This window comes from Enterococcus sp. C102(2024) (genome assembly GCF_040888205.1).
Taxonomy (GTDB): domain Bacteria; phylum Bacillota; class Bacilli; order Lactobacillales; family Enterococcaceae; genus Enterococcus; species Enterococcus faecalis.
Genome location: NZ_JBFOHH010000003.1, coordinates 34,180 through 46,223, shown reverse-complemented (window position 1 = coordinate 46,223; position 12,044 = coordinate 34,180). Strand labels below are relative to the sequence as shown.

Below are 12,044 nucleotides of genomic sequence, written 5' to 3'. Positions count from 1 at the left end.
CAAAGCCTCTCAAGTAAGAGGCTTTGTTTTTTTTAACCAATAATAATTTTTTCTGAAGGGTATTCGTAGCCTAAGTCACGTGTTTCTTTTGGTACAAAAATCATTAAGGTATAAAGCATACCAATACGTCCAATAAACATTAATAAGGCAATCATTAATTTACCTACTGTTGTTAAATCGTCTGTAATGCCCAAAGAAAGACCGGTTGTTCCAAAGGCAGAAGCGACTTCCACAATGATTGAAATCAAGGGCAGATTTTCAGTGGCTGACAAAAAGACGACAGCGAAAAAGCACATAATCAAAGATAACATGAAGACGACAATCGATTTTTTGACATCATCGTCATCTATTTTACGGCTAAAGACGCTAATATCATCTTCACTTTTTAAAAAAGCTAACAAATACAAGCCAATAATCGCAACAGTCGTTGTTCGGACACCACCACCAACAGAGCTAGGACTACAACCAATAAACATTAACACAGAAAAAATAATCAATGTTGTGATTTGGAAGTCCCCTAAATCATTAATTTGGAGGCCAGCGTTTCGTGTAGTCATCGAATAAAACATCGAACTTACCCAACGGCCACTTTCATTCATTGTCAAAAATAGGTGATCTTTTTCTAATAAGTAAATCAAAATAGTCCCACCAATAAACAGAACAATAAACGCTAGCAAAGCAATTTTACTAAACAATGAAAAGCGGAAAGGCAAGCCTCGTTTCTTCTTACGAAAGTTCTTTTTCTTAAAATGTAACCACTCATGAATTTCCAGTAAAACGGGAAATCCAATTCCGCCAATAAAAATCAAGAACATAATTGCCAGTAAAAAGAGATAATCATGAGCAAAAGGAATAATTGAATCACCTGAAATATCAAAGCCTGAATTAGTTACTGCAGAAATAGCTTGATAAAAGCCATAAAATATCGCATCTCGCCAGTTCGTATAATAACCATTTATATAAAAATAAAGCGAAAAGAGCGAGCCGAAGATTACTTGAAACCAAATTAAAATCAAAAAAGTGGTGCGGATCAGTCGAACAATTCCGCTCAGTCGCGGCTGATTCATGTCAGTCATAATTAACTGACGTTGCTTTAATGTGATTCGCCGTTTTGATAAAATAAAAAAGACCGTTGAAATCATCATAATCCCTAAGCCACCAACTTGGAAAAGAACCTCCAATAAGACGATCCCACGATCATTAAAAACCGAATTAATATCGACTGTGGTGAGTCCAGTAACACTGACTGTACTGATTGCTAAGAAAAATAAATCAATAAAAGGAACATGCGAGTCAGGTTCTCTGAAAATAGGGAGGCAAAACAATAAATAAGAAATAACCGTCATTAATATGTAATAAGCGACGATGATTTGAATAGATGAAAAATTTTTGCGAATAAATCGATCGCTTTTTCGCTGTGCCAGCCACAGCAAACGTGTATGGTTCACTAGATAACCTCCCAATTCTAATTAAATTAAGTATACCAAAACTTTTCGCCTCAAACGAATAATTCTGCCAGAAAATCCTTGAAATGACAAATAAAAATAAGAAATTCGTTAGAAATAATTGGAAAACATCCACAAACAAGCGAGAACATGATATTTTATGAAAGAATAGAAAAATAGGTTGTTCCCCAAACAACTTATTGCTAATTGGTCAGTTTGTCTAACGATACAACTTTAAAAAGTAGTGGTAGCTTTTTTATTTCGGTTGATATGTGAATGTGTTCACTTTATGTAACAAACTGTTATTTTTATTCAAATGAAAAATAAGAAATTGTGTTGGTAGAAATCAATAGTTTATAAGGTGGGAAAACAATGAAAAAAGTGTTAATGGGAGTTCTTTCCCTAGGGTTATTATTAGGTGCAGCAACAGGTTGTACAAGCGATCAAGAAAAAGCCGCTGGTAAAACAAAAGCATCTTCTGAAAAAACAGAAGCAACATCTGGTGCCTCTGCTAATGGTTATACAGATCCAAGTGAACTAAAAGACAGTTATGATGTTGTTATTGTTGGCTCAGGTGGTGCGGGGATGACCGCTGCATTACAAGCCAAAGAAGCTGGCATGAATCCAGTTATTTTAGAAAAAATGCCTGTTGCAGGTGGGAATACAATTAAATCGTCTTCAGGAATGAATGCTTCACAAACAAAATTCCAAGAAAAAGAAGGCATTAAAGATAGCAACGATAAATTCTTTGAAGAAACACTAAAAGGCGGTAAAGGAACCAACGATCAAGAATTACTACGTTATTTTGTTGATCATTCAGCTGAAGCAATTGATTGGTTAGATACAAAAGGAATTACATTGAGCAATTTAACGATTACAGGTGGAATGAGCGAAAAACGCACACACCGTCCTGCTGACGGATCAGCAATTGGGGGCTATCTAGTTGACGGTTTAGTACGTAACGTTCGCGAAGAAAAAATTCCATTGTTTGTTGATGCTGACGTCACAGACTTAGTTGAAGAAAACGGTCAAATCGATGGCGTAAAAGTGAAAATGAAAGATGATAAAGAAAAAACAGTTAAAGCAAAAGCAGTCGTTGTCACAACAGGTGGTTTCGGTGCCAACGAAAAATTAATTACACAATACAAACCAGAATTGAAAAACTATGTTACAACGAACCAAGAAGGAACAACAGGTGACGGTATCCAAATGATTCAAAAAGTTGGCGGTGCGTTAGTGGATATGAAAGAAATTCAAATTCACCCAACTGTTCAACAAAGCGATGCTTTCTTAATTGGTGAAGCAGTTCGTGGAGAAGGCGCAATCTTGGCTTCTCAAAAAGGAGAACGTTTTGTTAATGAGTTAGATACACGCGACAAAGTTTCCGCAGCAATCAATGCCTTACCAGAAAAATCAGCTTATTTAGTCTTTGACCAAGGCGTTCGCGACCGTGCAAAAGCCATTGATTTCTATGATCAAAAAGGCTTCGTGGAAAAAGGTGAAACGATTGAAGAATTAGCTGAAAAAATTGGCATGCCTGCCGATACATTGAAAGCAACGATTGATACTTGGAACCAAGATGTTAATGCCAAAGATGACAAACAATTTGGCCGGACAACTGGCATGGAAGCTGACTTAAGCACAGCGCCTTACTACGCAATTAAAATTGCACCAGGGATTCACCACACAATGGGTGGCGTGAAAATTAACACGAAAACAGAAGTTTTACGTGAAGATGGCACACCAATTAAAGGTCTATATGCTGCTGGTGAATTAACAGGTGGCTTACATGGTCAAAACCGTATCGGAGGCAATGCCATCGCCGATATTATCATTTATGGTCGTCAAGCAGGTACGCAATCAGCAGAATTTGCCTCTGCTCAAAAATAACTAGCATTAAAAAGTCTGAAATTGTAGTCAAATAACTACAATTTTGGGCTTTTTTATTGCATACTAGCAGGATCATTAGTTGGAGAATAAACAGCCCTGCTAAAATGACTTTGGCGTAGATTCTGTTTTTTTCAGAAAAATGCACGACCATTTTAGCTAAAAATACTGCTTTTTTGCTGAAAATATAGTAAAATACGTAAGGAACTAACGGAAAGGTGTAGTGAACATGGCTCAATTATTTTTCAAGTATGGCGCAATGAACAGTGGTAAAACCATTGAAATCTTAAAAGTAGCACACAATTACGAAGAACAAGACAAACCAGTTGTTTTGATGACCAGTGGACTAGATACACGTGATGGTGTTGGGAAAGTATCCAGTCGCATCGGATTACGCAGAGATGCTATTCCAATTTTTGAAGAAACCAATGTCTTTGACTTGATTAATGATTTGTCTTACAAACCTTTTTGCGTATTAGTCGATGAATGTCAATTTTTAAACAAGCATCATGTCATTGAATTTGCACGAATTGTTGACGAATTAGATATTCCAGTAATGGCATTTGGGCTAAAGAATGATTTTAGAAATGAATTATTTGAAGGCTCAAAGTATTTACTTTTATATGCAGACAAATTAGAAGAATTAAAAACGATTTGCTGGTTCTGTCATAAAAAAGCAACTATGAACTTGCACTATATTGATGGCAAACCCGTTTATGAAGGGGATCAAGTCCAAATTGGTGGGAATGAAGCCTACTATCCTGTTTGTCGCAAACATTATTTTCATCCAAAAACAGTGAATGAAGAACAGTAAGGAGAGACACTATGTACGATCAATTACAATCTATTGAAGATCGCTATGAGGAATTGGGCGAATTATTAAGTGACCCAGCAGTCATTAGCGATACAAAACGTTTCATGGAATTATCGAAGGAAGAAGCTAATACACGTGAGACGGTTGAAGTTTATCGCCGATATAAACAAGTTGTTGAAGGGATTAGCGATGCCGAAGAACTTTTAAGTGAAAACTTAGATGCGGAAATGGCCGAAATGGCGAAAGAAGAACTTTCTGATTTGAAAAAAGAAAAAGAAGTGTTAGAAGACCGCATTAAAATTTTATTATTACCAAAAGACCCAAATGATGATAAAAACATCATCATGGAAATCCGTGGTGCAGCCGGTGGCGATGAAGCCGCACTTTTTGCTGGCGACTTATTTAATATGTACCAAAAATATGCAGAAGCACAAGGGTGGAAAGCGGAAGTTTTAGAAGCGAACGTCACTGGAATCGGTGGATATAAAGAAGTAATTATGATGATTTCAGGAGATAACGTCTTTTCAAAATTAAAATACGAAAGTGGCGCTCACCGCGTGCAACGAGTTCCTTCAACAGAATCACAAGGACGGATTCATACATCGACAGCAACCGTTGTAGTTATGCCGGAAGCGGAAGAAGTCGAAATCGAATTAGCTGATAAAGATATCCGTGTCGATATTTATCATGCAAGTGGCGCTGGTGGACAGCACGTTAATAAAACCGCTTCGGCTGTTCGTTTAACCCATTTACCAACAGGAATCGTAGTCGCAATGCAAGATGAACGTTCACAGCTAAAAAACCGTGAAAAAGCAATGAAAGTTTTGCGTGCTCGTGTGTATGACCAAATTCAACAAGAAGCACAAAGTGAATATGATGCTAACCGTAAATCGGCGGTGGGGACCGGAGATCGTTCAGAACGAATCAGAACGTATAACTTCCCACAAAATCGAGTAACGGATCATCGTATTGGTTTAACCATCCAAAAATTAGATCAGATTCTTGCTGGCAAATTAGATGAAATCATTGATGCATTAGTCTTATATGATCAAACATCGAAATTAGAAGAGATGCAAAATGGCTAAACGTTACTTTGAAGTCCTTAACTGGGCTTCTTCTTTTTTAGAGGCGCAAGGCAAAGAAGGCTATGCTATTCACTATGTTTTTTTAGAACGTAAAGGTTGGGATAAAACGCAGTGGCTCCTGCATATGCAAGAAGAAATGCCCCAAGAAGAAGAGGAACAATTAAAAACGGATTTAGCCCAATTATTGACAGATTACCCAGCACAATATTTACTAGGACAAGCTGAATTTTATGGACATTCCTTTATTGTTAATGAACATACTTTGATTCCTAGACCAGAAACAGAAGAATTAGTCGAGCGTTGCTTAAAAGCCAATCCAGATACTCCTTTGACGGTCGTGGATGTCGGAACAGGGACAGGTGCCATTGCGATTAGCTTGAAACTGGCACGGCCCAACTGGCGAGTTATTGCCATTGATCTTTCAGAGGAAGCGTTGACTGTCGCTAAACAAAACGCGCAAGCATTAGGTGCTGGCATCGAATTTTATCATGGGAATGGCTTACAGCCAGTTGCTTCTGAAAAAATTGATCTGCTTATTTCTAATCCGCCCTATATTAGTGAACAAGAATGCCATTTAATGGATGTAAGTGTCCGAACGTATGAACCTAAAACCGCTTTATTCGCTGAAAATAACGGTTTGGCTTTATACCAACAATTAATTCATGAAAGTCAAACGATGCTTAAAGCAGACGGTAAAATTTATTTTGAAATAGGGTTTCAACAAGGCGCGGCCCTCCAAGAATTATTGAACGCCGCCTATCCACAAAAAACAATTAAAATTGAAAAAGATTTATCTGGCAACGATCGCCTCGCGATAGCCGAGTAACTAAGGTTCTTCGTCGCCACTTTTCTAGAAGGAGCGATTTGCAATGGAAACAAAAAAATTAACCAAACAAGAAATAGCCCAAGCAGCAGCAGCCATTCAAGCAGGCGAGCTAGTGGCTTTTCCAACAGAAACTGTTTATGGCTTAGGTGCCGATGCCTTAAATGAAACGGCAGTAAAAAAAGTTTACCAAGTAAAAGGCCGCCCCAGTGATAATCCATTGATCGTTCATGTGAACAACGTTGAAATGGTCAAAAAATACGTAGCGACCTTACCAGAAGTCGCTACAAAATTGGTGTCTGCCTTTTGGCCGGGACCATTAACTTTAATTTTTAATGTGCCTAGCGATACATTTTCTAAAACAGTAACAGGTGGTTTAGAGACAGTCGCTTTTCGTATGCCAGATAACCAAGCGACCTTAGCTTTGATTGAACAAGCCAATGTTCCGTTGGTCGGACCAAGTGCGAACACTTCTGGCAAGCCTAGTCCAACATCTGCAGAGCATGTTTATCATGATTTGCAGGGGAAAATTGCTGCCATATTAGATGATGGCCCAACGCAGATTGGGGTGGAATCAACGGTCTTAGATTTAACGGCGGAAGATGGTGTACCAGTTATTTTACGACCAGGAGCAATTACCAAAGAGCAGTTGGAAAGCATTATTCCTCAAGTGAAAATCGATACACATTTGATTAGTGAAACTGCAGCACCCAAAGCGCCAGGGATGAAATACAAACACTATTCTCCTGATGCGGAAGTTTGGATTATAAGCGGTCAAACAGCAGAATGGCAAGCGGCGATTCAGCAAGCAAAAGAACAACAGGAAAAAATCGGCTTATTTTTAAGTGATGAACAGGCAGCACAACTAGATACAGAAAATGCGTTTGTTTATTCTTATGGTGCAGAAACGGTTGAAAATGCCACAAAAGAACTATTTGCAGGGTTAAGAGCGTTAGATGAGCAAGGAGCTACCACGATTTTTGCACAAGGATTTGCAGAAACTGGTTTAGGCACTGCTTACATGAATCGCTTGAAAAAATCAGCTAATCAAAAATTTTTTGAAAAATAAGAGGTATTTGTAACGAAGCTGACACAGAAGTATGATACAATCAGACAAAAGAAAACAAAATGGAGTGTTGTTTGAATGGATTACAAAACGTATGACCCAGATTTATGGAATGCAATTGCAAGAGAAGAAGAGCGCCAAGAAAATAACTTGGAACTAATCGCATCTGAGAATGTTGTGTCAAAAGCAGTTATGGCTGCCCAAGGAAGTATTTTAACGAATAAATACGCAGAAGGTTACCCTGGCAAACGGTACTATGGTGGTTGTGAATTTATCGATATCGTAGAAAATTTAGCTATCGATCGTGCCAAAGAATTATTTGGTGCAAAATTCGCGAATGTACAAGCCCATTCAGGTTCTCAAGCCAATACAGCGGCATACCTTTCATTGGTTGAACCAGGTGATACCATTTTGGGGATGGATTTATCAGCTGGTGGTCACTTAACACATGGTTCGCCAGTTAACTTTAGTGGCAAAACCTATAATTTTGTCAGTTATGGAGTGGATCCTTCAACAGAAGTAATCGATTACGATGTCGTGCGAATTTTAGCAAGAGAACATCGTCCAAAACTAATCGTTGCAGGCGCAAGTGCGTATTCACGAACGATTGACTTCAAACGTTTCCGTGAAATCGCTGATGAAGTAGATGCCAAGTTAATGGTTGATATGGCGCATATTGCAGGCTTGGTAGCTTCAGGGTTGCACCCAAATCCAGTTCCGTATGCTGATATCGTAACAAGTACGACCCATAAAACATTGCGTGGTCCTCGTGGCGGTTTAATTTTGACAAATAGCGAAGAATTGGCGAAAAAAGTAAATAGTAGTATTTTCCCAGGCATTCAAGGTGGCCCATTGGAACATGTGATTGCCGGAAAAGCCGCAGCTTTTAAAGAAGCATTGGATCCAAGTTTTGCTGAATATAGTCAGCAAGTGATTGCAAATGCGCAAGCGATGACGAAAGTTTTCAATCAAGCGCCAGAAGCTCGTTTAATTAGTGGGGCAACAGATAACCACTTATTACTGATTGAAGTGACAGGTTTTGGTTTAAATGGAAAAGAAGCAGAAGCTATTTTAGATAGTGTAAATATTACTGTCAATAAAAATTCAATTCCGTTTGAACAATTAAGTCCATTTAAAACAAGTGGTATCCGTATTGGAACGCCTGCGATTACTTCACGTGGTTTTAAAGAAGAAGATGCGGTAGAAGTTGCTAAATTAATCGTTCAAGTCTTAAAAGATCCAGAAAATACAGCAGTTCATGATGAAGTCAAAGCAGCTGTAGCAGCGCTAACTAAAAAATATCCATTATATAACTAACATCAGGGATAGCTGAAGCGCGATTCTCTGTACAAATAAGAGTCGGAGCTTAGGATTTAAGGAATTCAACTTGTGTCCTAGGCTCTTTTGTTTTACAATAAGAAAGAATAAAATAATGAAGGAGAATAGATATGGGAAAATTTCAAGTAATTGATCATCCGCTAATTCAACACAAACTAACAATGATTCGCGAAAAGAACTGTGGGACAAAGGTTTTCCGCGAAGTTGTCAACGAAATTGCTATGTTAATGGCTTATGAAGTATCACGGGATATGCCTTTAGAGGATGTTGTCATCGAAACACCGATGGGTAAATCAACACAAAAAACACTTTCAGGGAAAAAAGTAGCAATCATTCCTATTTTACGTGCCGGCATTGGCATGGTTGATGGGATTTTAGAATTAATTCCAGCAGCGAAAGTTGGACACGTTGGACTTTACCGTGATGAAGAAACATTGCAACCACATGAATACTTCGTGAAATTACCTGAAGACATTGCAAGTCGTCAATTATTTGTTGTTGACCCAATGCTAGCAACAGGTGGTTCCGCAATTATGGCCATCGATTCATTAAAAGAACGTGGTGCTAGCAACATTAAATTTGTATGTCTAGTGGCCGTTCCAGAAGGTGTGAAAGCTTTACAAGAAGCGCACCCAGATGTAGATATTTATACAGCAGCTTTAGATGAGCGCTTAAACGAAGACGGCTATATCGTTCCTGGTTTAGGGGATGCTGGTGACCGTTTATTTGGAACAAAATAATAACAAAAAACCGTTAGATAACCGATTATGGTTACTAACGGTTTTCTTTTGCTTAAAGAACTTTTCTAGGTGTATAATAAAAAATAAAAAAACAAAGGAGGAGCTATGAAAAAGAATAAAAAAGTCTTACACGCTATCGCTGTGATTGCTAGTGTGATGTCAGTTTTGATGTATGTTTCATATATTCCACAAATTTATGGAAATTTACATGGGGAAAAAGGCAATCCGACGCAACCATTAGTGGCAATGATTAATTGTATTTTTTGGACGATTCATGGTTTATATGGAGACGATGGAGAAACACGAGATAAGTCCATTATTTTTGCTAATGTTCCCGGAATTATTTTTGGTTTTTTTGCGTTTATTACAGCATTATAGTTTCCGACGAATTGGAAAGTATTCCAATTCTGTACATAAAAAAGAGCGGGGGAAATTTCCCACGCTTGAAGAATTAAATCTTTTTCAATTGTTTGTAATTAATAACAATCACACCATTGCTGTGCACCATTAAGTGATTGTTTTTTTGCGTTTCGTCAATTTCGACGACAGCGGCATTTTTTAATTGTTTCGTAACAACGCCTGTTTGTGGCTGTCCGTGAACAAGAAAAGTAACATGGGTGTCAACGGCGAAATCCTTACCAGCATCCGATGGAACAACAGGAGTAACCATACCATTAAAATTTGACATACAAAAAACCATCCTTTCTTGATATCTCTATTATACCACATTTTCAGAAAAAAGTTTGTAAAGTCGCTATTTGGCTTATTTTAAAGAGATTTTGCATAAATAAATAACAAACAGACTTTACAAATAAAGTAGAAAGTCCTATAATAGATTTGTTTCAGGCCAGCTTAGCTCAGTTGGTAGAGCAACGCACTCGTAACGCGTAGGTCACAGGTTCGATCCCTGCAGCTGGCATCTAAAAAAACAGACAGGCACTACCATCTGGTAGTGCCTGTCTGTTTTTTTAGATAAAATTTTGGATTAGTGCAAATGAAGCAATGCCTACCAGTACAATAAGCAATAAGTTTTTAGTAAGTATTGCGGCTAAAATGGTAGGAAATGAAGCGAATAAATAAGGAAGATTGAGGCTTGGTAAATGCCCAATTCTTTGTTCAAATAAGCTACTAAACCATAAGGCTGACATAATCACAATGGGAACAAAACTTAGATATTCTAATAATTTCTGTGGCAGACTGATTTTTTTTAAAAGTAAAAATGGCAGTATTCTTGAAAGCCAGGTTGCAACGGTACAGCCTAAAATTGTTAAAAAGAGATACTCAGAAGAAGGCATGTTTTATCATCACTCCTATTCCACACCCGATTAACGTGACAACTAAGACAATTAAATTACTGGGAATAAAAATTAGACCAATAGACATCAACCCAAAAGTAATCAGGACCATGATGAGTTGTAAAGCGATTTTCATGGAACGATCACTAATTATCTGCAGATAGAGTAAACCAATGAACATAGCCACGACCGCAAACTCAAGACCTAATGCTTGAGGGTTTGCAATAAAGCGCCCTAGATAGGCACCGATGATCGTCGAAAAAACCCAAGTCGCATAGGAAATCAAATTGGCAGCATTAAACCACTCAAAACTTAAACGTCCTTTGGTGTGGTTTAATTTATTCATTCCTAGTGCAAAACTTTCATCCGTCAGTAAGGTTCCCAACCAGAGATTTTTACCGAGAGATTCGGCTTTAAAGTAAGGCGCAATGGTCATTCCCATAAGAATCATACGCGCATTTACTAAGAAAGTCGCTAACACAATGGATAAAATAGGGCTGCCGCCAGTCAACATACTAACTGTTACAAACTGAGCAGATCCTGCAAAAATAAAAAACGACATCGCACTAACAATAAGAGGGGAAAAACCTGCTGCTTGTCCTACGATACCAAAAGCAATGCCAATACCAATATAGCCAAAAACCGTTGGCAAGGCTTCACGAATACCAGTGGGTGCATCTAATTGGTGGTTCATTCTCTTTTTTTCCTTCTTTCTGTATAAAATTTAAACACGTGTGTATGGAAATCTAGACCTTCGATAATAAGACACAACGAGCGAATGAGCGTTTTCATTATTAACCACTCCTTTTGAACAACTAAGATATATATTGTATAATACAATAAAGAATACTTTTGTTCAATATATTAAACTTTTGGGTGATAAAAAGAAGCAGAAGGAGCAACTATTTTGGAGATTAATACAATTATTGGCAATAATTTAAAAAAAATTAGACAAGAAAAAAAACTTACGTTAGATGAACTAGCTGGGATAACCGGAGTGAGTAAAGGGATGCTTTCGCAGATTGAAAAAGGAACCACCAATCCTACCATAAATACAATTTGGAAAATAAGTAATGGACTCAATGTTCCATATACGTATTTATTAGAAGATGACTATGTTAAAGAAAATCCCGTGGTTAAAAAAACTGAGACGGTAACACAACATTCTGAAGATCACTCCTATCGAGTCTTTAATTACTACTCGGACAACCAGGAAAGAAACTTTGAACTCTTTCAGTTTGAATTAGATCCAGGGAAAAAGTATCAAGCTGTTGGGCATTCAAAACGTTCGACAGAATATGTCATGGTTATTCAAGGAACATTAGCTATTGAAGTGGGCGGTCAGAGATATCTTCTTCCAAAAGACGCCGCTATGTATTTTGATGCTAATCAAGTACACACGTATATAAATGACGGAACAGAGAAAGTCCAAGCTGTCGTCATTAACTATTATACGTAACAGTGGAAAATAAACATTAGGAAATTGCTGCATCTGTTATTTTATGGACAAAAAAAGTAAACAATGCTACCCTAAAAATAATAGAAAATGAA

General features: G+C 37.7%; 13 protein-coding genes and 1 tRNA gene. 10 read left to right on the top strand and 4 right to left on the bottom strand.

The window, feature by feature from the left end:
* Positions 1-32: 32 nt before the first annotated feature.
* Positions 33-1,448: a TrkH family potassium uptake protein gene (locus AB3I34_RS07740; RefSeq protein WP_010712710.1), complete on the bottom strand. Its 1,416-nt coding sequence runs from the start codon at positions 1,446-1,448 to the stop codon at positions 33-35.
* Between the two features lie 369 nt (positions 1,449-1,817).
* On the opposite strand from AB3I34_RS07740, the gene AB3I34_RS07735 reads away from it, so the two are divergent.
* From AB3I34_RS07735 to AB3I34_RS07700, 8 genes are all read left to right on the top strand, one after another.
* Positions 1,818-3,335, top strand: coding sequence for a flavocytochrome c (locus tag AB3I34_RS07735; protein ID WP_002356617.1), 1,518 nt, complete (start codon positions 1,818-1,820; stop codon positions 3,333-3,335).
* A gap of 226 nt (positions 3,336-3,561) precedes the next feature.
* Positions 3,562-4,146 carry a thymidine kinase gene (locus tag AB3I34_RS07730; protein ID WP_002356618.1) on the top strand — a complete coding sequence of 195 codons (585 nt, stop codon included), beginning with the start codon at positions 3,562-3,564 and terminating at the stop codon, positions 4,144-4,146.
* Positions 4,147-4,157: 11 nt separating this feature from the next.
* The gene (gene prfA, locus AB3I34_RS07725; RefSeq protein WP_002356619.1) at positions 4,158-5,231 is read left to right on the top strand and encodes a peptide chain release factor 1; all 1,074 of its coding nucleotides are present in this window, start codon (positions 4,158-4,160) and stop codon (positions 5,229-5,231) included.
* The gene (gene prmC, locus AB3I34_RS07720) at positions 5,224-6,057 is read left to right on the top strand and encodes a peptide chain release factor N(5)-glutamine methyltransferase (RefSeq protein ID WP_010712709.1); all 834 of its coding nucleotides are present in this window, start codon (positions 5,224-5,226) and stop codon (positions 6,055-6,057) included. Before prfA ends, prmC begins: the two co-directional genes overlap by 8 nt.
* A 43-nt stretch (positions 6,058-6,100) precedes the next feature.
* Positions 6,101-7,123, top strand: a complete 1,023-nt coding sequence (locus AB3I34_RS07715) for an L-threonylcarbamoyladenylate synthase (protein WP_010712708.1) — start codon at positions 6,101-6,103, stop codon at positions 7,121-7,123.
* Between the two features lie 75 nt (positions 7,124-7,198).
* Entirely contained in the window at positions 7,199-8,437 is a 1,239-nt protein-coding gene (glyA, locus tag AB3I34_RS07710) for a serine hydroxymethyltransferase (RefSeq protein ID WP_002356623.1), read from the top strand.
* A 131-nt stretch (positions 8,438-8,568) separates the two neighbouring features.
* On the top strand, positions 8,569-9,198 hold the full coding sequence (gene upp, locus AB3I34_RS07705) for a uracil phosphoribosyltransferase (RefSeq protein WP_002356624.1): 630 nt from the start codon (positions 8,569-8,571) through the stop codon (positions 9,196-9,198).
* Between the two features lie 105 nt (positions 9,199-9,303).
* Positions 9,304-9,576 carry a membrane protein gene (locus tag AB3I34_RS07700; RefSeq protein WP_002356625.1) on the top strand — a complete coding sequence of 91 codons (273 nt, stop codon included), beginning with the start codon at positions 9,304-9,306 and terminating at the stop codon, positions 9,574-9,576.
* Positions 9,577-9,649: 73 nt separating this feature from the next.
* Here AB3I34_RS07700 and AB3I34_RS07695 read toward each other — a convergent pair whose 3' ends face one another.
* Positions 9,650-9,886: a hypothetical protein gene (locus tag AB3I34_RS07695; RefSeq protein ID WP_002381528.1), complete on the bottom strand. Its 237-nt coding sequence runs from the start codon at positions 9,884-9,886 to the stop codon at positions 9,650-9,652.
* A gap of 158 nt (positions 9,887-10,044) precedes the next feature.
* On the opposite strand from AB3I34_RS07695, the gene AB3I34_RS07690 reads away from it, so the two are divergent.
* Positions 10,045-10,117, top strand: a tRNA-Thr gene (locus tag AB3I34_RS07690).
* A 49-nt stretch (positions 10,118-10,166) separates the two neighbouring features.
* Here AB3I34_RS07690 and AB3I34_RS07685 read toward each other — a convergent pair.
* Both AB3I34_RS07685 and AB3I34_RS07680 read right to left on the bottom strand, forming a co-directional pair.
* On the bottom strand, positions 10,167-10,493 hold the full coding sequence (locus tag AB3I34_RS07685) for an AzlD domain-containing protein (protein ID WP_002362235.1): 327 nt from the start codon (positions 10,491-10,493) through the stop codon (positions 10,167-10,169).
* Positions 10,480-11,187 (bottom strand): AzlC family ABC transporter permease, encoded by a 708-nt coding sequence (locus AB3I34_RS07680; protein ID WP_002381529.1) that lies wholly within the window; start codon positions 11,185-11,187, stop codon positions 10,480-10,482. Before AB3I34_RS07680 ends, AB3I34_RS07685 begins: the two co-directional genes overlap by 14 nt.
* A 213-nt stretch (positions 11,188-11,400) precedes the next feature.
* Here AB3I34_RS07680 and AB3I34_RS07675 point away from each other — a divergent pair, with 213 nt between their 5' ends.
* Positions 11,401-11,952 carry a helix-turn-helix domain-containing protein gene (locus AB3I34_RS07675; protein ID WP_002376638.1) on the top strand — a complete coding sequence of 184 codons (552 nt, stop codon included), beginning with the start codon at positions 11,401-11,403 and terminating at the stop codon, positions 11,950-11,952.
* Positions 11,953-12,044 lie beyond the last annotated feature (92 nt).